14 protein-coding genes are annotated in these 19,763 nt (G+C 59.1%); 10 read left to right on the top strand and 4 right to left on the bottom strand.

Features of this window, described 5'->3' with window-relative positions; all coding sequences use genetic code 11:
- Positions 1–763 precede the first annotated feature (763 nt).
- Positions 764–3,868 (bottom strand): DEAD/DEAH box helicase, encoded by a 3,105-nt coding sequence (locus HU230_RS03560; protein WP_176535155.1) that lies wholly within the window; start codon positions 3,866–3,868, stop codon positions 764–766.
- Between the two features lie 382 nt (positions 3,869–4,250).
- Positions 4,251–4,373 (bottom strand): hypothetical protein, encoded by a 123-nt coding sequence (locus HU230_RS43580; RefSeq protein ID WP_275949080.1) that lies wholly within the window; start codon positions 4,371–4,373, stop codon positions 4,251–4,253.
- Positions 4,374–4,479: 106 nt separating this feature from the next.
- Between HU230_RS43580 and HU230_RS03555 the strand changes: the two genes are divergently transcribed.
- Positions 4,480–5,667, top strand: a complete 1,188-nt coding sequence (locus HU230_RS03555; RefSeq protein WP_176532896.1) for a substrate-binding domain-containing protein — start codon at positions 4,480–4,482, stop codon at positions 5,665–5,667.
- Between the two features lie 113 nt (positions 5,668–5,780).
- Here HU230_RS03555 and HU230_RS03550 read toward each other — a convergent pair whose 3' ends face one another.
- Positions 5,781–6,593 carry an FkbM family methyltransferase gene (locus HU230_RS03550; RefSeq protein WP_210284280.1) on the bottom strand — a complete coding sequence of 271 codons (813 nt, stop codon included), beginning with the start codon at positions 6,591–6,593 and terminating at the stop codon, positions 5,781–5,783.
- A 672-nt stretch (positions 6,594–7,265) separates the two neighbouring features.
- Here HU230_RS03550 and HU230_RS03545 point away from each other — a divergent pair.
- From HU230_RS03545 to HU230_RS03505, 9 genes are all read left to right on the top strand, one after another.
- On the top strand, positions 7,266–9,437 hold the full coding sequence (locus tag HU230_RS03545; RefSeq protein ID WP_176532897.1) for a hypothetical protein: 2,172 nt from the start codon (positions 7,266–7,268) through the stop codon (positions 9,435–9,437).
- 47 nt (positions 9,438–9,484) lie between these two features.
- A complete protein-coding gene (locus HU230_RS03540; protein ID WP_176532898.1) occupies positions 9,485–12,097 on the top strand; it encodes a carboxypeptidase regulatory-like domain-containing protein in 2,613 nt (870 codons plus the stop codon).
- Positions 12,098–12,358: 261 nt separating this feature from the next.
- Positions 12,359–13,561, top strand: a complete 1,203-nt coding sequence (locus HU230_RS03535; RefSeq protein ID WP_176532899.1) for an MBOAT family O-acyltransferase — start codon at positions 12,359–12,361, stop codon at positions 13,559–13,561.
- Between the two features lie 127 nt (positions 13,562–13,688).
- Positions 13,689–14,804 carry a hypothetical protein gene (locus HU230_RS03530; protein ID WP_176532900.1) on the top strand — a complete coding sequence of 372 codons (1,116 nt, stop codon included), beginning with the start codon at positions 13,689–13,691 and terminating at the stop codon, positions 14,802–14,804.
- The gene (locus HU230_RS03525; RefSeq protein WP_176532901.1) at positions 14,804–15,817 is read left to right on the top strand and encodes a beta-ketoacyl-[acyl-carrier-protein] synthase family protein; all 1,014 of its coding nucleotides are present in this window, start codon (positions 14,804–14,806) and stop codon (positions 15,815–15,817) included. The genes HU230_RS03530 and HU230_RS03525 overlap by 1 nt, the downstream gene beginning before the upstream one ends.
- A 103-nt stretch (positions 15,818–15,920) precedes the next feature.
- Positions 15,921–16,166, top strand: a complete 246-nt coding sequence (locus HU230_RS03520) for an acyl carrier protein (RefSeq protein ID WP_092124791.1) — start codon at positions 15,921–15,923, stop codon at positions 16,164–16,166.
- A 1-nt stretch (position 16,167) separates the two neighbouring features.
- Complete coding sequence (locus HU230_RS03515; protein ID WP_176532902.1) at positions 16,168–16,599, top strand: MaoC/PaaZ C-terminal domain-containing protein; 432 nt, start codon at positions 16,168–16,170, stop codon at positions 16,597–16,599.
- A gap of 77 nt (positions 16,600–16,676) precedes the next feature.
- Positions 16,677–17,375, top strand: coding sequence for an SDR family NAD(P)-dependent oxidoreductase (locus HU230_RS03510; RefSeq protein WP_176532903.1), 699 nt, complete (start codon positions 16,677–16,679; stop codon positions 17,373–17,375).
- A 7-nt stretch (positions 17,376–17,382) separates the two neighbouring features.
- Positions 17,383–19,278 carry an HAD-IIIC family phosphatase gene (locus HU230_RS03505; RefSeq protein ID WP_176532904.1) on the top strand — a complete coding sequence of 632 codons (1,896 nt, stop codon included), beginning with the start codon at positions 17,383–17,385 and terminating at the stop codon, positions 19,276–19,278.
- A gap of 28 nt (positions 19,279–19,306) precedes the next feature.
- On the opposite strand, the gene HU230_RS03500 is transcribed toward HU230_RS03505, so the two are convergent.
- Positions 19,307–19,741 (bottom strand): hypothetical protein, encoded by a 435-nt coding sequence (locus tag HU230_RS03500; protein ID WP_176532905.1) that lies wholly within the window; start codon positions 19,739–19,741, stop codon positions 19,307–19,309.
- Positions 19,742–19,763: the final 22 nt, after the last annotated feature.

The following is a 19,763-nucleotide window of genomic DNA, read 5'->3' as shown; positions in this document are numbered from 1 at the left end:
CCTTAAATCCCCGCTCAGTCGCTTCGCGCCTTCGGACACACCCGCATGAACGCGAGGGACTTAAGCGAACCACCTAAAACGGGACGACCTTGGGATGCCCCCCTCCGTCGCAGTTCCATCTGAGACAGAAGGCCCCCGATCACGCAACAAAAGACCGCTCGCGTTGAGGTAAGTTACGGCTGTTTTCGGGCAAATGTTGCACAAATATCACGGGTATTTGAACTGCGGCATTTCGACAAGCCATTGAAATATAACGATAATACTTGAGATACCGCTAGCGGGCCCAAGCTTGGGCAACAGCGGGCGGAACGGTGTGCAAAACGCGTCGTCCTGCCGATAAAACGAAATCGGAGGCCGTTCCGACGCCACTGATTCCGGCTCCGTGCCCAAAATTTCGGCTCGAAAATGCCGGTATCTGAACGACATAGCCCGCCCCAAATACCGTCGACTCGCGCCTTGAAGGGGGCATTCCGATTGTTCGGAGCAAGCTTGACGACGGCGGACGGACCGCCTCACAGGTGCACTACCGGCGCTACATGTCACGGCGATGTCAGCGTACGGAATCAGTCGATTTGTTCTCCGCAGCCGGCGCACGATGAAATATCTCCACTGCCCGCGCGATGCACTCACAAGGGGCGATGCGCTCCGACGCAGTCACAAGACTCGCATCTGACGAACGTCCGGCGGCACCGCGAAGCGGCGGCACGATCGTTCACATCAGAGCAGGCCGACGACGAAGACTTGGCCAGGAGTAACGTCGTACTCACTCGTCCAAGATGTCGAGCAGATCATCGATCCGCTCGAACGGCGGTTCGTTTGTCTTGCCCGAGTAAAAGACGCGATCGCCGTCGCGTTGGAGCGATCGTGCTCTGGATTTAGGCAGCCTCCCCGGCAGAAACGTCGCTGCGACGGCCTCCGGCCCGACGTCGAGCCTCACGATACCTCGCCGCTTGCAATCGATCCTGAGCCTTGCCGCTGTGAAGAAATCCCGGCCGGCCGGCGGCAGCTTGCCGAAGCGGCGAGAGGTCTCTTCCTCCAGATCTTCCAGATCGTCTTCGCTCCGGCACCTCGCGACGCGGCCATAGATTTCAAGGCGCATGGATTCCGATTGCACATAACTCCGGGGTAGCAGGTCGGCGAGTGGAAGGTTGAGATCGGGCACCCAAAGATCCGCGGCCCGGTCGTTGGTCTTCTCCGAGGCCTGCTTCAGAAGGTGGCTGTAGAGCACCGGTCCGAAAACCTGCACGTGGCCGGATTGCCGCTCGGAAAGCAGATCTCCGGCACCTCTGAGGTCCAGATCGCGCTCGCTGATCGCGAAACCGGCGCCCGGTCTGCTGAACTCCTCGAGAACGGCCAAACGCTTGCCGGATTGCTCCGAATTCGATTCCGTCAGCATGTACGCGAAGGCGCGCGTGCCACCGCGTCCCACCCGCCCCCTGAGCTGGTGGAGCTGTGCCAGACCAAACTTTTCCGGCCAGCAGACCACGATGGTGTTCGCCCGCGGAATGTCGAGACCGCTTTCCACGATGTTGGTCGCCAGCAGCACATCGGCCTCGCCTTCGACGAAGCTCATCATTCGATCGTCAATCTCGTCGGCCGGTAACTTGCCATGCAGGCAAGCGATGCGGAGCTCCGGGGCCACCGCCTGCACGCGCGCCAACAGCGGATCCAGATCCTGGATGCGTGGGCAGATCAGGAAGCTTTGCCCGTGACGTCGCTGCTCGCGCAGCAGTGCAGCGGCAATGGCGGCGTCCGAAAGTGGCGCGATCTTGGTCACGACCGGAAGCCGATGGACCGGCGGGGATGCGATCACGCTCAGGTCCCTGAATCCGGCGAGACCTGCCGCAAGCGTGCGCGGGATCGGCGTGGCACTCATCCAAAGCGTATGGACGCTCTTCGCCAGGCCCGAAAGCTTCGCCTTCTCCGCCGCCCCGAAGTGCTGCTCTTCGTCGACAATGACCAGGCTCAGCTTGGCGAATTTCACGTCCTTCGATGCGATCGCCTGCGTGCCGACCACGATCTTGATCTTTCCGCTTCGCAGGCCCTCCTTCGTCTGCTTCATCTCCGCAGCCGACGTCCCGCGCGACAAGCTTCCCACTTCGATGCCGAGCGGGGCAAACCGTTTGCGGAACGTCGCGACGTGCTGCCTTGCCAGGACGGTCGTCGGGACGACGACGGCAACCTGCTTGCCTGACAGGGCAACGGCCGCCGCCGCGCGCAAGGCAACCTCGGTCTTGCCAAACCCGACGTCGCCGCAGACGACCCGGTCCATCGGATGACCCGACGCCAGATCATCCAGCACGTCCCGAATCGCCTTCGCCTGGTCGACTGTCGTGAAATATGGAAAGCGCGCGACGAACCGCTCGTATGCGGGACCGGGAGCGACCAGTTTGGGAGCGCGCCGGCGGCGTCGCTGCGCGATGTGCTTGGCAAGCGTCTTGGCGGCAAGTTGAATCTCCTGCTCCGCCTTGGTCCGTCGCGCCCACCACGTGCTTCCGTCCGCCTTGTCCAAGGTCAGCTTGCCGCGCTCCGCCGCATACGGCCAGATCAGCGCAAGGTCGGCGGGCGGAACAAGCACGGCATCATCCCCGGCAAATCCCAGCCTGATCATCTCGCGCGATGATCCCTTTCCCATGTCGAGGGTTTGCAAGCCATCGAGCACGGCCAGCCCGCGCGGCAGATGAACGACGACCGCGCCGCGCTCCGGCACGTCGGGATGATCGAATGCCGCACCCCAGGCTCTGGCCATGGGCTGCGGATGATGAGCCCGGCTGCCGAGCACGTCGGTCGCCGTGACGACGACAAGCGGCTTGCGGCCCGAACCGATGAAGCCGGTATCGAAGTCAGCCAGCAGCGCCGCTTCGCCACCCCGCCCCTTCGCCGCCTCGCTCCAACCTCCGACGCGCTCCGCCTTGACCCCGCTCATGCGCTCGATCGCGCGCAGGTCGTCCTCCACCGCCGCAACAAACACCAGCCGCGATCCGGCGCGCTGCATGTCGGCGACAAAGGCGCGGAGCGCTTTTCGCGACGAGGCGACCGTCGAGAAATCGGGCGTCGGGGTGAACGCCGCCTTGCGAGGCAGCGCACTCATGCGCTTGGTCAGACGCTTCCAGTCGACGGGGCCGAAGTACTCGCGCTCCGTCTCTCTGCGGCCGGCCGCCTCTTTGATCGTGCTCAGCCAGCTATCGGCATGACCTGCAACTCCCGCGTCCGCGATCCAGCGGGCGCGCGGGCAATAATCCGGCAGCGCCGCCCGCTGTGCTCGCTTGCCTCCCAACGCAATCCGTTCCGACATCGGATCGATCAGCAGCTCCTGCGTATCGAAGACGACGTCGTGTTCGTTGGGATCTACTCCGGCGATCCTGCGGATCACGCCACCGGAATGCTCGATCCTGTACGGCCCAAGGGCACCGGCAGGAAACACCTCGAACGTCATTCCGTGGAACAGGACGCTTCCGGGATAGTCTGCCTCTTCGTCGAGATCGTATCCCAGAGCTTCCAGACGATCCTTGAGATCCTGCTCGGAATAGCGCGCACCGACCTTCAGGCTGATGCTGAGGCGGCCCCAGCTCGCGGGCAGCGGCAACCGTTCCATGATCGCCTCGGCCGTCGACACCAGGAAGACCGGCTTCCTGCTCTTCGCAAGACGCCGCAACACCGAGCTCCGCCTGCCGGCGATCTCGTGCGACGGCTCCAGCCCGTCAAACGGCAAGGTATTCAGCCTCGGGAACACCAGCACTTCGAGCGAAGGATCGAGCGAATGCAGCACGCTGCCGAGGCGCTCCGCTCTGTTCTCGCTTTCCGCAAGGAAGACGATGCCGTCACGCCCGGACTTCTTCCATTGCTCGAGAAGATGCAGCGCCAGCATGCCCAGTGGCGAGGAGGATGAGATCCCGGAACGCGTCAATCCCCTGCTTTTCTTTTTCGCGCCAGCAGCCGCGCGGGCCTTCTTGGTATTCGCCACGTCAAATCCATCGTTATGTCGTGAGTCCGATCGCCTGGTGACAGGCACGTCAAGTCGATCGCAGCCCGCCAGCGCCCCCCGACGCACGCGGCCAGCGACCTCATTACAGTCTCGCACCCGCGTTGGATAGCGGCGGGTTCGGGATCAATTGCAGCATCGGGGGATGTCGCGCTCTGCGCCACCATCCTGATTGTAATCCAGCCTTCACATCGGATCGCGCCACCGGGGCATCCGAGAATTCACCGGTCCGAAAAATCACCACACGCCAGCTGCGCGTCGCGCCAGCTCAAATTGCCTTAGGGCTGTGAGCCACATCGGCGCCGATGCCGACGACGACGCGCAGGGCTGTTCGCCCTGCACGGCGAACAGCTTCGATTGTCTTGAGACGTTCCTGCAAGGTCTTCTTCATTGCCGTCCCATTCGCAACCATCGAACAAGACGTTCTGGACATTACGAGGCCGTCAGGCGGTCGCGCGGCGCTGCTGTGTCACGCAACAAAAACAGGGAAGGTTATCATGAAGACGAAATCGTTCGCCGAACGCGTGCTGGGCACGACCTCGCTGGTCGTGTTGTCGGCCGCCGCCATGATCGGAGCCCAGCAACCGGCTGCGGCCCAAACCGGCATCCACGGCGGCAGCACGCTGTCGTCGCTGGCACTGCGGCAGATCTTCGACTGCTATGCGGGCGCGACGCTGGCCAATGACGGCCAGGCTTTCTCGCCGAGCTTCTCGACCGCAACCCCGAGCCCGAACCTGCTGCCGACCAGCTGCACCCTCGTCTCGACCTCGGTCGAGGGATTGTTCGCCGCCGTCGGCTCCGGCAACGGCGCGCGCGCCTACAACGCCGACGATGCGCGGCAACTGTTCCGCGGCAGCCCGGACTCCGCGCCGGCCGTGGTGCGCAAGCCCTCGGCCAAGCCGCCGTTCCGCGACACCGCCAATGCGGCCTTCAAGAGCTATCCCTGTCCGCGGCTCGACTACGGCGCCAGCGACGCGCCGCTCGCCAGCTCGATTGCAAGCCTGACCACCATCTCGTTCAGCAATTTCGTCCCGTCGACCAATTGGCAGAGCACGCTGCTGATCGGCGCCCTGAGCAGCTCGTCCGCGAGCTTCAACACCTCGGCCGTCGGCGCCCCAATCCAGGTGCCGGCCATGGAGGTCCCGGTTGCGATCGCGGTCAACACCTCCAATTCCGCCTCGGGCGTGACCTGGACCAACCAGTCGGCGCTGTCGCCGAACAGCCAGGCCGGCGGAGCGATCCAGCTCTCGGCCGCCCAGCTCTGCGCGATCTTCTCGGCGACCGTGCCGGACTGGCACGACACCTCGACGCTGATCCTCGCGCTCGACGCCAACGGCGCGCAGCAATTCCAGCACTTCTACGACGCCAACACCAGCGACACCGCCGGAACGCGGGTGCCCGCCGTGAAGAACTGGCTCGCCTGGTTCTTCGGCGGATCGGTCACCGGGCTGCCGAACTACAATCCGGCGGCATCGAACGCCGACAACCCCGGCTATGATCCGAATGTCGCCCGGGTCATCCGCAACAACGGCTTCCACGAGCTCGACGGCGTGTGGACCACCAACATCCTGAATGCCTATCTGATCTCGAGCACGGCCGGCGGCCTGCCGAGCGCGATCGCGGCCTACAGCACGTCGGGCACGCAGACCGACGGCTGCACGGGCGTCACCGGCGGCGCGAAGTAACGCCGACATGAGATCGTGATCCGGGACGATCCGGATCACGATTTCACGCAAGACATCAGCAGCCGGGGCTCTCGATCGGGCCCGGCTGTTTTCTTGCCGTCTCAGCCGGCCTCTCAGCCGGTCTTGGCGGCGGCGCGGTGCGCCGCGGCGAGCTCGAAATAGCGGCTCCCCGCCTGCGGGACGATCGCATCGCGGTTGAGCAAATGCTGGATGCAGATCGCCGCGAGATCGAAGGAGCCGTAGCAGTGATGGGCGATCAGCGCGAGATGCTTGAGCTGCCCGGAGCTCATCGCATCGGCCTTGGTGAAATCGCGGACATAGACAGCGTCGGCCTCGAGCAGCTGATTGAACGCCTCATAGGGATTGACGCCGCGCATCGGCCAGATCATGCGCTTGTTGATCGCCATCAGGGCATGAGGAATGAAGCCCTGGCTGCGCAGCTCGAGGTCGATCTCGCCGAACACCGGCTGCTGCTTGTACAGCGGGAGAAACGAGACCTCGGTCTGGACGACGACCGCCTCCGCGAGCCGCCGCCGCCCGTTCTGGAAGATCGCAAGCTCCGAGCCCTGTACGTCGATCTTGAGATAGTCCAGCGCATCGATCTCGCCGATATCATCGAGCCGGTGGGTCGCGATCTTGCTGTCGGCGATGATGCGGACCCACTCGCTGAAGCCCTGAAAGTGCTTCAGCATCACCGGATCAAGCTCCAGCAGGCTGGTCATCCCCGGCGCAGCACAGACGCGAAGCCGGGCCTGCTCGCCGTTGCCGATGACATAGGGCAGATAGGTTTCGAGCTCGCTCTTGCGGGCATTGAGCTCGGCCAACGCGCCGGGCTGCGGCTCGAAGCCGAACAGCCGGCATAGCCGCTTCTGCAGCAGCGGCACATAGGGCGGAACGTCGATCGGGTTGGCGCCGATATCGACCACGGCGGTGAGACGTTCGGGTACAAGCAGGGCGCTCAGGGGATCGACGTCGGCAGGACGCGATTGATGCGGATGACGTCATGGGACCTTACAGAGAGCACGAAGTGCGTCCCTGTTCCTCTGAACGGTGAGCACCCCCAAAATCCTCCAGCGGCAGACTTCAGATTCTTGGTTGACACGGTTGACGCGCGACCTTCGTCAAGTTGACAGGGTTGTCAGGTCAGAAAATTCCGGCTGCGGCTGGCGAGTTTTCGGCGCGCGTTTGGGCCGTAGGGGTTGGGGCCTCGGGAAAACCCAAAGGGGCTCCTGGCAGATTTGCGCAATACATATAACAACATCGGCAGACAAAGCGGCCCCGCTGTTTACGGCGCGACCCTTCGTGCAATTTGATAGTGCGTAAGCCTGCAGGGCAGCCAGCCCGAACATCTGTCACTGAGGGCAATTCCGTTCACCGTGCCCCTGTCATGTAGGACAAAGCACTGGATCGCCCGGTGATCTTCGGCTATCGGATGCTATGGTTGAGTTATCGGCCCTAGCAAAAAACATGAACAGTTTGCCGAACGGCGCGCCCAAAGAAACACGACGTTCAAGAAGCCCAGTATTTGCGAGACGAATCACGGTACCCAGCCGCCCCAACTGAAACCGCCGAAGGCATAGTTTTCTGCGACCATGAAAATGACCCAGGTAAAAAAGAATATTGTAACGACGATATTGATCGTCGTGGGTTGCGTCGTCGTTGCGAGCGGCTATGAGCTGACACGAAAGTATATCAACACTCGCATTGATCGAATGTTGGCTCAGAAACTCCCGGCGATGGTGCCGCCCTCGCCTCAGAAGACGGCTGTCGTTGAAGGGCAGCCGGCTGGAAACGCGCAGCTTATCGCGAGCATCGGGGCTCTTGACGCGCGTATCAAGGCACTTGAATCGCTGTCATTGGCGACAAATTTCGGAAGCAACTCCGATCGCCCCCCCCTTGTCAGCGATTACCGCGGCGTCGGCGCCCCGGTGTTTGCGTTGTTCGACCGGGTCGGTCCGTATCGCAAGAATGGTCTTTTCGAGATCTATGGAGCAAGCCTGCGCGAACGCCGCACCGGAGCAATTCGGGTCAGTGAGGCCGATCTCGAAATCACGCACGACGAAGCCTGGGTCATCTGGTCACCGGATTTTAGTCCAGCCCGCGATGCGACGCATCTGGAGGTGGATTTCGCAGCGGTTCCCACCGCGGGAAAGCTCACCATTGGCTTTATTGGCAAGGACGGTCAGGCCAGCGCCTACACGATCAATCTTGGACCGCCCACCCTCGCTCCAACAGGGCTTCTACCTCCGTTGCTTCCAGCCGACATCGTCGCAAAAGCGAATGCGGCGAACTCAATTGGAGAACCTCATCCGTCGGCAAACAACGTGATTGCTCCACTGCCGGCAAATCTTATGCTGCAGCTTCGCAATGGGCAGCCCGACCAGATCCAGCAGTGGTTTGTGAAAATAAATGGCGCAGCCGGGACAACGGTACGCTTCAAGCGTCTGGCGTTGATCCGGCCAATGCCCGCCGCCACCACCATTGGCGTCACGTTATCGGGGCGCGTGTCGGGAGCAGATATTCCCCCGGGAACGCCGATCGAACTGCTTGACGATTCCGGCCGGGTGACCAAACAAACGCTCGGGGCCGATGGCGGCTTTGCCTTTAAAGGCATCGATCCCGCGCAACCGGTCTCGCTGCGCGTGCGGTATCCGCAGTTGGAGCACTTCGCGACTCTCGGAAGGTGGTTCGTGCCGGGTTACGGTCGGGACGATATTTCGATCGACATGAGACCACACTACTTCAATAGCGACGGACACGCTCCCGATCCAAAGACAGCGCGATTTGTGGGACCGCGCGTGCCTTCGCCAGACTCCGCTCTCTATGAACCCCATTCACGTCAATATTGGCCCGGCGGAAGCCAGGTGCAGGAATACGATTCAACGACGTTCACCAACAATCACGGCTATCAAGATAGCGACCGTTTTTTCGACAATCCTGATCATTGCGTTCGTCTGGCGAGCACGGGCGGCAGCGACATGGTCGCGCTTCAGGTTCGCGCCTTCGAGAAATTCAATATCATCCTGGAGGAATCGCTCGGCATCGCGCTCGGGAAGTGCGTCGAAGTAATTTCGGCCGGCGCCGACAATGGCGACCTTGGTACGAATTATCCTCGCATTCGTGACTATACGTCTAAGTTCAATGTCGATCACACGCTGGTGTCGATGGCTTCCGGTCTGGTCTATCAGGTCAACCCGCAAATGCTGCACGATGGCCTTGGCTTCGATCCGGAAAATAGCGCCTTGCCGAACTTCTACTATGACAAGAGCGGATCCTTCACTTTTCGTGCGGCATCACCCGTCTATCCGGTGTTTATGAGCAAGCCAACCCATCCGGAGTACGTCAAGGGCATTCCGTTCGGCTACACGTTGAGTGTGCCTTTTGACGTGATGCCCGATCCCGGCAAGGAGGCTTTTCGGTACTGGACAGAGATAGTCAGGTACATCGAGCAGCATCATCCTGGCCAGAAATTCATCTTCCACACCGGCATCGACCAGGCCCAATGCCGCAAAGGCTGTGAGACGACATTGACGCTTGCGGATGGCAGGACTGTCCCCGCCGGCGCAAAAATCTATGCGAAAGACGTGACCGAATACTGCCAGAAAAACGACTATCAGTGCATAAATCCGACCTTCTCGGATGCCTATGGCGAGATGCCAAACCTGCTGACATTCGAATTCGACGGTCACTATTCGCCGCTCGGTCATCAATGGCTGGCTCAGCAGTTGACCGGGCCGTTGGTGGATATCTTGCGTGCGGCTTCAAGATGAGGACATTGCGACCAACCCAAGCCGCCGCTCGGGTAAGCACCCGGCTCTTGCTCTGCATTGCGCTGCTTCCGATCGCGGCGAAGGCAGCAGAGCCCGATCCTGTCGTTCGTTCGCTTCCGTATCCATTTTCCCACGTCGTGAGCTTCATCAGCGATGTCGATGAGCAGCGTCCGTGGCACGGGGCAGCGATCCATCGGGTCTTTAACGAAGATCTCGGCTTGACGATATCGGACTCGCTGTGGCCGCAGGGCGGCACTCCCCTGACGTCAGCACTTTTCTTGGGACCAGGGCGGCTAAATCGACGCAATTCAGGCGCCGGCAGCGAACCCACCTTCGCGTTGTTACTCCGCCAATGGCACCGTGGTAACATCGATCATTTCCACGGTTGGAGCGAGGACGGAGTTTTACAACTACAAAATCAGATTGATCCCCCCCTTGCGCTGTCTGCCGTCCGAACCAGTCAAGAACTACCCAAGGTTCCCGTCGCTATCTCCGGTCAAGAGGCCCAAAGTGTTCGATTCTATTTTTCCGCAGAGCCGCCAGCCGATTTGACGATCGCCCTGCACGATACCCAGGGCAAAAGCATGTCTTTCAATTCGGGCTCTATCGGCCGGGGAAAAAAGGTCCTGGTCAGAGTCGGCAAACTCGGATGGATCGTCGAAGCCATCGTTCCGTCCGCCAATTCCGGATCGACGCCACTGGCAATCAATCCAATGCTTATTGATCGGGTAGACTTCATCGCTCCCTCTTGCGCGGGGGGCTGTCCCGTAAGCCTCACCCGGGTGGAGCGTGATCATTTCAGCCGACAGATCGTGCTGGACGAAATCCCATGGCTGAAGCGCTGGAATATTCGGCCCCAGATAACGACATCGCACGGTGGAAACACCCTGATCTCAGGGTTTGGAATTGAAGGCGCAGCACTCGATCTCCCACGAACGCCTGGCACCTTCTTTACCGACCCCGCAACAGTGGTTCACCGTGAAGCGATGGCCGATCGCATAGACACGTATGCGTATTACTCCGACTTGCTCCGTGAACTCTCTGTCCGAGCCGTCTGGTCATACTTCCCTGCCCGCGGAACGGACCAGTATAGCTTCGTGGTTTCTGATAGCACAGCTTCCGACCTTACGAATTTGACCACGACTTACAACGGCCTCTACGATGTTAGACGAACATCAATACTTAACTTCGACCCTTCGAGTGTCCAAGCTTTTGCGGACGGTATGCGATTGACCGCGCCGGAAATGTCAGAAGAAGATCGCCGTTCCCTGTATTGCGCACCCACTTGCGATATCTCTCAAGGCGATGCGCTGCCGGTACTGTTGAGCGACAGCCTTTATCTGATCAACAAGGGGCAGAAAGTAAGGCATTTCTGGTATACGCACTTCGGGTCAGGCGGCTCGGATTTTGAGGCCTCGCAGGAAGAACCGCTCACACCTAAAACACTGAAGTGGATCAGGAAGCTCGCCAACCAGGTCTATAATTTTGACGGAAGCGTGAGCCTCGATCGGCGCCCGTGGTCGCCGCCTGCGAATACCTGGTTTGGCTACCAGATCATGCAGGCGGGAATTAAGCCCAACCTCAAGGTCGGCGCGGGCGGATCTTCAGTCGAAATCACGCCTTGGGAAGATCCCGTCACGCATGTCACTGTCCCGGATTTGAAGGCAGGAACGCGCGACCTGCATGGGCTTACACTCTATGTTAGCGATCCAGAGCAGGCTTCGGTCGACGTCGGGGGCAAATCCGTCGATACTTTTACCCGCAACCCACCCGATGAGACCGGCAAGCCATCGATTACGATTGTCGGCGATAACGCCCCAACGCCGATTATCGGAAAAGTTGCGTTGCATGACCGCGGCGATGTCGAAATCCGCTCCGGCAAGTTTGTCGACGCGACGCCGGCCAACGACTTCGTCAGCCTCGAGGCGGATGCTGCGGGGCACGCCGAGATCGTTTTCGAGCCCTGGAACCTCGATCTCTGGAACACCAGTCATTTGCATTTTGCAATCCGGAAACGTTTATCGACGGCCGGTAGTTCAGCCGCATCTTCCGATGCCGCTTTGAAAATCGAAATGCTGATGGAGGACGGCGGCGTTGTAACGGCTCTGGAATCGGCACAGCCGCCAGCAGACCACGAAGGCTCGAGCGTCTGGGTGGTCCCCCCATTGACGGTCCCGGACCAGTGGCGAACGCACACGCTTGACGTCGCGCGTCTCGCCTGGCCAAAGCCACTGGCAAACCAGCAAGACTGGCGGCGGCCGCCATTGCCGCTCGGACGGGTTCGGGAGGTGCGGATCTCGCTGGCTAATGCGGCTCCCGGCGAAGCCATCGACATTCGCGACCTCAGGGCGCTGCGTCCCTCAGGTAACGGCGAGGCTCCGGACGGCGGAAAGCTCATTGCCGGCCGCGTCACGCGCGACGGAAGCGCTCCGCTGGCCCTGGTGCCGGTACAACTCACCTCCTCGTCCGGCGAAGTCGTCGACACCACAACAGACCTGGATGGATACTACTTCTTCTACCACCGAAGGCGGGAAGAGCAGCTTACGATCCGCGCGCTCGGTTCCAGCGGATTATCGTGCTTCCCGCAGCAAGGCCGTAAAATCGAGGTTGTCAAAAACGAAGCGGAACTCGACATCGCGATAAACGAGTGCAGGCATTAGACCATAGTAGCCAATTTCACTCCATTTGCCTGTTTGGTCCGGTGGGTTGAGCCGCCCGCAGTTCAAGGACGACCGGCACACGGGGCCGCCGACAGGATAGGCCCTGTCTTCAGTCTCAGTTGACCGCCAATAAAATAGGGGATATCGGCCTCATTCCAGATCCCGACCGGAAAGCACGGAATTGAGGCCGTTTTCCCGCATTCGGCTTTTCGCTAGGGTCGTCGAGGCGAGGCCGCTCGCAAACGTCTTTTCAGTAGAAAAATGGCTCTAAACTCGTTCAGCTTCATCCTCATCACGTTTGCGGCGATTCTGGCCTGCCGCTTATGTGCGCCGCGGCTGATGCGCGAGCTCGTGGTCCTGCTGCTGAGCCTCTATTTCCTCGCAACCTTCATCACGGAATGGGACCAGCTAGCGCTGCTGGCCGCATTTCTGGCCATCGTTTATCTGTTGGGCGTGAGCAAGGCTGCGAATGCAAGCTTCTGGTCGATTGCCACGTCGTTTCTTATTGTCGCGCTGTTTTGGTCCGCCCTGTTTCTGTTGAAGGATCCCAACCTTCTCGGCGCCGTCAATCCATTTCATGCCCATCCGGTAAAGCTTATCGGCATTTCCTATATCGTATTTCGGGCGATCACGTTTGTGCTCGAAGTCGCTCCCGGCGACCGGCTGAGTCCGCTGACGTTCCTCAACTACATGATCTTTTTTCCGACACTTCTGGCGGGCCCGATTGAGCGATTTCATCGGTTCAATGAAACAACCGAGCAGCCCGTGCCGCTTGAGCCAGCAAGCTTCGATGCCCTGAACCGGGTGCTCAACGGTTTTATCAAAAAGTTTGTCATTGCCGACAACTTCATGGATCTCGGCATCTTTTCAATGATGCCGCACGCAAATGACCTCTCAACTCCCGTTCTCTGGATTGGCGCGATTTCCACGCTGGCACTGCTGTATCTCGATTTCGTCGGCTATTGCGATATCGTCATCGGAGTATCTGCGCTGATGGGTTTCCGGATCGTAGAGAACTTTAACGCACCATTCGCCTCACGTAATTTGCAGGAATTCTGGGGCCGCTGGCACATGTCGCTCGGCTCCGTTATCCAGGATTACGTTTTTTCGCCGCTCAGCAAAGCCGTCTTTGTCAACATACCACGCGAGAAGCAGATGTACGCGATCGCGTCGATCTATGTCGTGACCATGGTACTCGTGGCGATGTGGCACGGGACGACCATCGGGTTCCTGATATTCGGAATACTCCAGGGCGCCGTGTTGTTTGCAATCCAGATCCGACGTGAATTTGCCCGCGCCAGGGCAAAAGCAAGTGGCGTACGGTATGCGGCGTCGCAGACAGCACTCAGTCTGTGGACGGGGCGAATTTCGACCTACGCCTTCGTGTCGCTAACAATGATCTGGTGGCAGGGGTCGCTACCTGACGCGATCATGACCTATCAACGGCTGGTCGGGTGGCACTAATGCGATCATTGCAACCAACGATCCTGCAAGTCGCCGTTATCGTCGTGAAGATCGTCATCATCCTGTATTTCATGAACTCGAAACTGGCGATCTTTGCCTACCAGAATTTCTGATGCCGGCGGATCCAATGAAGACAGCTTCTCCGCCAAGTCTGCAACGGCTGCTGCTCGCTGTACTGATTGCCTTTGTAGCGATTGACGCGGCGATCGGGTACGCCACCAAGACGACTACTTTTCTGGCAGATGCCGTCGACATCCAGACACCCGCCACGCTTTACGCGAAGCTGGATTATTTCCGGGAACTAAAGGGACGTCGCATCGCATTCGTGGGCGACTCCGTGGTCTACGGTCGCCGCATGGAGGAAGCCGGCGACGCAAACTGGCGGCAGCACACCATTCCCGCGCACGTCGGACAGATCCTGCACGAGAGGTTTCCTCAACAGCCACTTTCGATCATGAACCTTGCCATGAATGGCGGCTTGCCGGCCGATGTTGAACAGGTCGTGCGGCTACTCTCGCCGCTCAAACCTGATTGTATCGTCGCGGATATTAGTCTTCGCGCCTTTTCAACCGACTTTTCACAGGAAAGCAATCGATACAGTCGGCCGTGGCTCTCGACCATGGTTATCGACAGCTCCTTTAATTTGCGTGACGACGATACACGCCGGACGTGGACGTCGCGGACGGAAACCACGCTGCAGGACTTCGCGCTCAGTCATTGGCGGCTTTACCGGATGCGCGATTTTGTTCAGTGGCGCGTTTTCGACGGAGAGCCTTCCGGCGTGATAAGGCGTTTGCGCGATCGGCTGGATCGCCGACTAGGAAGACCCCCGGCGGAAGCCGATCCTCTCGATGATATCTTGCTGACGATAAAGGCAAAGAACAGATATGGCGCGGTCACCCTTACAGATGACAACCCTCAGATCGCCGCATTGAAGCGAACGCTTGATGGCCTGGCGTCGAATGCGCAATGCGCTGTATTTTTCTATGCGACAGAAGAAAAGGGCCAACTCGCCGAACTGATGGATGCGCAGCATTATGAGAAGTTGCAGGACGCGCTTACGGCGATTTTCCTGCCCTACCAGAATCGCGGAATTATGTTCCTGCCGCCCCTCCCCGCCATCGGCAAGGAGTACTATCTCGACTACGGTCATCTAAATGACGCGGGGAACGCAATCGTCGCCAGAAATATCGTTGAGAGCGGCCTAAGCCAATCCGTCCCGCAGCTGCGGAGGGAGCCCTGATGGCAAGCATGAATGAACGGGCCGAGAATCGACCGCGAATCCGGATCCGAGGGTTTGGGTTTCACTTTCCGGGCGAGCCGGTGGAGATCTTGACGCTGCCTCTGACGGCTGATGAGGCCAAGCGACTTCCGCGCCTCGGGCAACAGATTACGCATATTTCTACCGAGGACTCAACGGCGCTTATGGTGCACGCGGGCCGTGATGCGCTGAGGCAATGCCAGATTGCACCGGACGATATCCGCATGGTGATCTCGGCGCCCTCACTGATTACATCTTACGGTTTGGAAATTCCGGCCGTTGCCGTCCGGGCTGCGCTTGGATCGAGCAAGGCGGAATGCCTTAATCTGGCTCAGGGCTGTGTCGGCGTTCTCCGAGGAATTGATCTGGCGGTGCGACTGCTCGCAGCAGATCCTGACCGAGGCGACATTATGGTCGTTACCAGTTGTCGCGCGTCGTCTCACACCAGAAATATGAATCACGGTGCGTTTTTTTGGGGGGACGCCGCGGCGGCGATTGTCCTGACGGCAAGCCAGGGTCCCGGCCTCGAAGTCGCTGGCTATTCTGAGTCGTCGAGTAATGAAGACTGGGGAGCGATGCGCATCGATTTCGGCGACGCGCCCGGCGGTGAACCAAGTGCTGACGACCACCTGATCAAGGTTCATTTCGAGAATGCCGAGGCACAGATCAACTATGTTCGCGGCGAACAGCTGCATTTCGCTGCGGTTACGGACGCGCTTCTTGCGCAGCAAGGTTTGACGCAGCAAGATATCGAGGCGATATTTTTGCCTTCGACCGGGAAAAACCGCGTTCCCATTCTTTTTAGCGAACATCGCGAACTGTTGACGCGTCTTCAAACAGACTTCCGATTCGCCCATTTCGGCGGCGTAGATCCGATTTTTGCGATTCGACAATACCTCGAACGTCGGCAGCCGCCCGCCGGCGCATGGTTGATGGTAGCCTCTCCTGCTTTTGCCGCACAATGGGGCGGCCTGCTGTTTCGAACACCGGCGTGATCTCGCGAAACTTGCGAAAGACGTCTCGCCTGATAACATGCCCGAATGGTTCTGGTGTTTAGCCGTGTTGGCCGGGCGACATGAAAAATGAGCTGGAGTTTCGATGACAGAGGCGGAAATCTATGAACGCATGAAGCCGGTTTTCGCCGACGTCTTCGATGATGACGGCATTGTCATTAAGCCAACGACGGTCGCGGCTGATGTCGATGGCTGGGACAGCCTGGCCCACATTCGTCTCGTCGTAGCGCTCGAGCAGGCATTTCACGTCCGCTTCACGGCCGCCGAGGTATCATCGTTCGAAAACGTCGGCCAGGTGGTCGAAAGCATCATTAAAAAGGACGGCCGATAAGTTGAAGACGGATTCACCGATCAGTCTCGTTGACATAGCCGAGCTTAGCTCCGCGACGGCCGAATTTGATTTCGTTGTCGGCGAAACGGAGCAACAGGCGTTCGCGAGCATTTCAGGTGACTTCAATCCCCTGCATCTTGATCCGGAATTTGCGCGTGGCCGCGGCCTTAAGGGGGCTGTCGTTTATGGCGCTATGATTGTCGCCCAGATTTCCAGGATTATCGGTATGCGACTGCCGGGAAGCGCCGGCATCTGGAGTTCGCTGAAGATCGACTTTCGCGAACCGCTATATGTCGGAGAGGCCGCGCACATTTTTGCTCAGGTCACGCACTATTCAGAAGCCGCACGTAGCCTGTCGCTTAAGATAAAGGTAGCGTCCGGTGAGCGCACCATCGCGACGGCCAGCGCTTTGGCAACGCTGCATCTCTCATAGTTGACTTGCATGCACCGGGCCGCTCGCTGCACGTTCCACGTCGATTAGAGCCGCCCTGAACCACCTCCGGAGGAAGTGTGAGCGGTCTTGTTGTCATTACGGGCGCTACAGGCGGGATTGGTCGATGTGTCGCACGACAACTCGGCAACCAGGGACTGGTGCCGGTCGTTGGACATCGTCGGCATAAAAGCGAGGAGGCGCGCGCGATCGCGGAAGCGTGCGGGGGACTGTCAATTGCCTTTGACATGGCCGACCCGTCATCGATCGATCATGGCATCGCGCTGCTAGCCAAGGACGGCCGCCCCGTTGTCGGCGCGGTTCTCGCAGCTTCTCCGCCCCCCGTGATTGCTCCGTTCGGCAAGATTTCTGCTGCGGATCATTCCCTGTTCTGGACAGCAAATGTAGTCGGCCCGCAATACCTGTTAGCCGGGCTGGTCCGGCAGTTTTTCAGGCCCCGAAAGGCCGGATCCGTCGCCGCCGTGTTGACCGGGGCAATCGGGGTCCCGGAGGCCGCATCCGCTCTTCCGAAGGTAATGAGCAGCATGGGCGCCTACAACATCTCGAAATTCGGCCTTCTCGGTGTTATAGCGCAGCTAAATTCAGAATTTCCCTGGCTCCGCGTGACCGCGGTTATGCCAGGATTTACCGAGACCGATATGCTGAAAGTCTTCGACGAGCGCTTTCTCGACCAACTGCGCCTGCAAGGTGCATTTACGAAGCCCGAGGATGTCGCCGTTGAAATCGTTGATCGTCTCGCGCTGAGCGCAATCAAGTGAGCCTGCCATGAATTTCGACCTATCCTTACTGCCCTGGCTCCCGCCCGCGCCTGAGAGCTTCAGGCGATTGTGCCGTGAGATCGATGGCGCCCCGGCAAATGGGGCCAACGCGTTGCGGGCGTTGTCGCAGCACTCGCTCAATGAGAGCCAGTTGAACGTTTTGGCACGGACGTTGGGTGAGGTACGCGAAAAGCAGGGCGGGCAGATTGCCGGCTTGCAGCCATTCAAGCTGGGCCTGGTCAGCAATGCCACGACCAAATTGATCGCACCGTCGCTATGCGCAAGCGCATTGCGATATGGCGTGGACCTTCGCATCGTCGAAGCAGAGTTCAACCAGGTGATGCAGGCTGCGACGGAATCCGGCTCCAAGGTCATTAGGTCGGAGCCGAATGCGATTCTGTTGGCGCTGGATCATCGGGCTTACGAAGACCTGCAGTTTGGAATAACAGGCAGCGTCGAAAATGCCGTAGCTTATTTCAACACGCTGCGCGATGCTTTCAGGCAACGGTACAAAGGAACACTCATTTTCCAAACCGTCGCCTGCCCGCCGGAACAACTGTTCGGAAGCCTGGACGCGAAACTTGAGCTAACCCAACGCGGACGAATCCAGCGCTTCAATCAGGATATTGGTGAGACGCTTCGTCAAAGTCCCGACGTGATATTTGACGTCTCTGGCCTTGCGCAGAATCTCGGCATTCAGAATTGGTTCAATGCCGTTCAATGGCATATGGCGAAGCTTCCATTCGCGCAGCAATATGTACCGATCTATGCGGACTATTGTGCACGGATTATCGGCGCGCTCATGGGCAAGTCGCGCAAATGTCTTGTGCTCGATCTCGACAATACCCTGTGGGGAGGCGTGATCGGCGATGACGGCCTGGACGGTATCGTGCTTGGACAGGGTTCGGCCGAGGGCGAGGCGTTTCTTGCCGTTCAGCAAATGGCGCTCGACCTTCGCGATCGTGGAATTATGCTCGCGATCAGCTCCAAGAACGACGAGCGCGTCGCTCGCTCCGCCTTTTCCGAACATCCAGAAATGTTGTTGCGGGAGGAACATGTTTCCGTCTTTCAGGCCAACTGGACCGACAAGGCGAGTAATCTTGAAGCGGTAGCAAAAGCACTGAATATAGGCCTCGATGCTCTGGTCTTTGTCGACGACAACCCGGTGGAACGCGGCCAGGTTCGACAAGCCCTTCCCCAGGTTGCTGTACCTGAGCTGGGCGAAGATCCAGCGCTGTATCCGCATTACGTGATGGGCGCAGGTTATTTTGAAGCGGTAGCGTTTTTGGACGAAGATCGTCAGCGCGTGGCGCAATACCAGGCCAATGCGCAACGGGCATCGTTGCTGAGCCAGGCCCGCGACCTGAATTCATATTTGAAGTCGCTGAACATGGTGATGACGATCGGCCCCTTCGACAACGCCGGTCGTAGCCGGATCACGCAGCTCATTAACAAATCCAATCAATTTAATCTCACGACGCGGCGCTATACCGAGGCCGATATCGAGCAACTGGGCGGCAATTCAGACGTACTGACCTATCAAGTACGCTTGGCCGATTCTTACGGCGACAACGGCATGATTAGCGTCATTATTGCACGAGCGGATGGCGCTCGCTGGACGGTGGACACATGGCTGATGAGCTGCAGGGTGTTGGGGCGCGGGGTTGAACAGGCCGTCCTGAACGAACTTGTTGCGCGGGTCCAGCAATCGGGCGGCAAGGAGCTTATCGGTATCTACCGCCCGAGTGGCCGAAACGATATGGTGGCCGACCACTACCGAAAACTTGGCTTTGCCCAGGTGGAGACGAAGCCGGATGGCAGCTCCGTGTGGTCGCTTGAACTCATCAACTACCAACCCAAAGATGTGCCGATGGCTATCAAGCGTGCGGGCACCGTCGATTGATGATACTAAAGAAGAAGGTCGGCCCGACCTAATGAAGCATCAATTTATTGTCGCTGATCAATACGCCAGAGTCGGTTCGTTCAAACGTAATTGTGCCGAGCCGTTTCATTCCGGCAAAATTTGCGTTTCTGTACTCATCCATGCTCTGTATGAAAACTGGATAAACCGTCGTCTGCTTGATTTGTTTGTATTCGGGCTTGGCTAGGTAAGCTTTTGCATATTGGGCTGAAGTCGCGACGACGACCGCGGTACTATCGGGACTATGCTCAAGTCCGTCGCGCACGTTTTGAAAATTTAGCAGAATTATGAGTTTATCGTCACGAACCGCGGCGGCCTGATCTTTTTCATCTAGCGTAAGCCCGGAAGTGGCCCCTTGCGCCTCTGCAGCAGTTGCACTGGCAACGATCCATCTCAACGAACCCGCACCGTGCCCATCTGACGCGAACAAGGCCAGCGTGGCCACGGCCAAAGCCTTTTTAAAGCAG

Source organism: Bradyrhizobium quebecense (assembly GCF_013373795.3).
Classification (GTDB): domain Bacteria; phylum Pseudomonadota; class Alphaproteobacteria; order Rhizobiales; family Xanthobacteraceae; genus Bradyrhizobium; species Bradyrhizobium quebecense.
This window is presented reverse-complemented; position numbering and strand designations above follow the sequence as displayed.

What these genes read in the sequence shown, in the direction of transcription:
- HU230_RS03560 (WP_176535155.1), bottom strand. Translation starts at nt 3,868, where the DNA reads ATGCTGGCGCTGCATCTTCTCGAGCAATGGAAGAAGTCCGGGCGTGAC.
- HU230_RS43580 (WP_275949080.1), bottom strand. Translation starts at nt 4,373, where the DNA reads ATGAAGAAGACCTTGCAGGAACGTCTCAAGACAATCGAAGCTGTTCGC.
- HU230_RS03555 (WP_176532896.1), top strand. Translation starts at nt 4,480, where the DNA reads ATGAAGACGAAATCGTTCGCCGAACGCGTGCTGGGCACGACCTCGCTG.
- HU230_RS03545 (WP_176532897.1), top strand. Translation starts at nt 7,266, where the DNA reads ATGACCCAGGTAAAAAAGAATATTGTAACGACGATATTGATCGTCGTG.
- HU230_RS03535 (WP_176532899.1), top strand. Translation starts at nt 12,359, where the DNA reads ATGGCTCTAAACTCGTTCAGCTTCATCCTCATCACGTTTGCGGCGATT.
- HU230_RS03530 (WP_176532900.1), top strand. Translation starts at nt 13,689, where the DNA reads ATGAAGACAGCTTCTCCGCCAAGTCTGCAACGGCTGCTGCTCGCTGTA.
- HU230_RS03525 (WP_176532901.1), top strand. Translation starts at nt 14,804, where the DNA reads ATGGCAAGCATGAATGAACGGGCCGAGAATCGACCGCGAATCCGGATC.
- HU230_RS03520 (WP_092124791.1), top strand. Translation starts at nt 15,921, where the DNA reads ATGACAGAGGCGGAAATCTATGAACGCATGAAGCCGGTTTTCGCCGAC.
- HU230_RS03505 (WP_176532904.1), top strand. Translation starts at nt 17,383, where the DNA reads ATGAATTTCGACCTATCCTTACTGCCCTGGCTCCCGCCCGCGCCTGAG.